The organism is Thalassolituus sp. UBA2009, from assembly GCF_002335285.1.
Lineage (GTDB): Bacteria > Pseudomonadota > Gammaproteobacteria > Pseudomonadales > Oceanobacteraceae > Venatoribacter > Venatoribacter alkanivorans.
In genome coordinates this window covers 1455-1925 of record NZ_DDCJ01000020.1, presented here as the reverse complement: position 1 = coordinate 1925, position 471 = coordinate 1455, and the positions used below count along the sequence as shown (strand labels likewise).

Sequence of the window (471 nt, the reverse complement as noted above, 5' to 3'; positions counted from 1 at the left end):
CAGCAACCACCAAAATCCTGACGGAGTTTTTATGAAACGCTATCTGCTGCAACCGCTGATCAAAGGCTCCATGGTGGTACTGCCGTTACTGATTACCATCTGGCTGTTATGGTCTGCGCTGATGTGGCTTAACGGTCTGGGCCTGAGCCTGCTCGCCAGCTTGCATATTCCCAGCATTTTTCCTGGTATGGGCCTGCTGCTGATGCTGCTGGCTTTGCTGTCAGTCGGATTATTATTTCAGTTCAACCCGGTCAGCTGGCTGTATCAGTATGTGGAAGATGCCCTGCTGCGTTTTCCGCTGGTAAAAACACTGTACGGCGCGGTTAAAGACTTTGCCGCTATGTTCGATCAGGAAAAACAGCACAATCAACAGGTCGTGCTGGTCGATATGCCCGGCGATGCACAATTGCTGGGCTTTATTACCGCCAGCAAAATTCCGCCGGCGGTGCAGAATGCCGGCGATAAGGAAGA

Annotated in this window: 1 protein-coding gene; it reads left to right on the top strand. The window is 51.8% G+C overall.

What is annotated here, in order from left to right; all coding sequences use genetic code 11:
• Positions 1-31: 31 nt before the first annotated feature.
• Positions 32-471, top strand: a 440-nt coding sequence (locus B3P58_RS02030; protein ID WP_286715733.1) for a DUF502 domain-containing protein, incomplete at its 3' end; no start/stop codon positions are given.